Origin of the sequence: Veillonella parvula (genome assembly GCF_024461875.1) — a bacterium.
Taxonomy (GTDB): Bacteria; Bacillota; Negativicutes; order Veillonellales; family Veillonellaceae; genus Veillonella; species Veillonella parvula_I.
Window position 1 is genome coordinate 1 of record NZ_JANGAL010000130.1, and the last position, 226, is coordinate 226.

The 226-nt window shown below is 48.7% G+C and carries 1 protein-coding gene; it reads left to right on the top strand.

Features of this window, described 5'->3' with window-relative positions; translation table 11 throughout:
* On the top strand, positions 1-226 hold a 226-nt coding region (locus NE668_RS10100), incomplete at both ends, for a class II D-tagatose-bisphosphate aldolase non-catalytic subunit (RefSeq protein ID WP_256196909.1).

Below are 226 nucleotides of genomic sequence, written 5' to 3' on the forward strand. Positions count from 1 at the left end.
TCCGTCACTATGTTGCAGCAGGATTTACAAAGATTCATATCGATACAAGTATGAAAGTAAACAGCGATCCGGAAGACGTTCGTCTGTCCGACGAGATCATTGCAGGACGCGGCGCTCATCTTGCAAAAGTTGCGGAAGAGACATATAAAGAGCTGTTGGAGCGTGATCCGGAAGCAATTCCGCCGGTATATGTAATCGGAAGTGAAGTGCCGATTCCGGGAGGAGC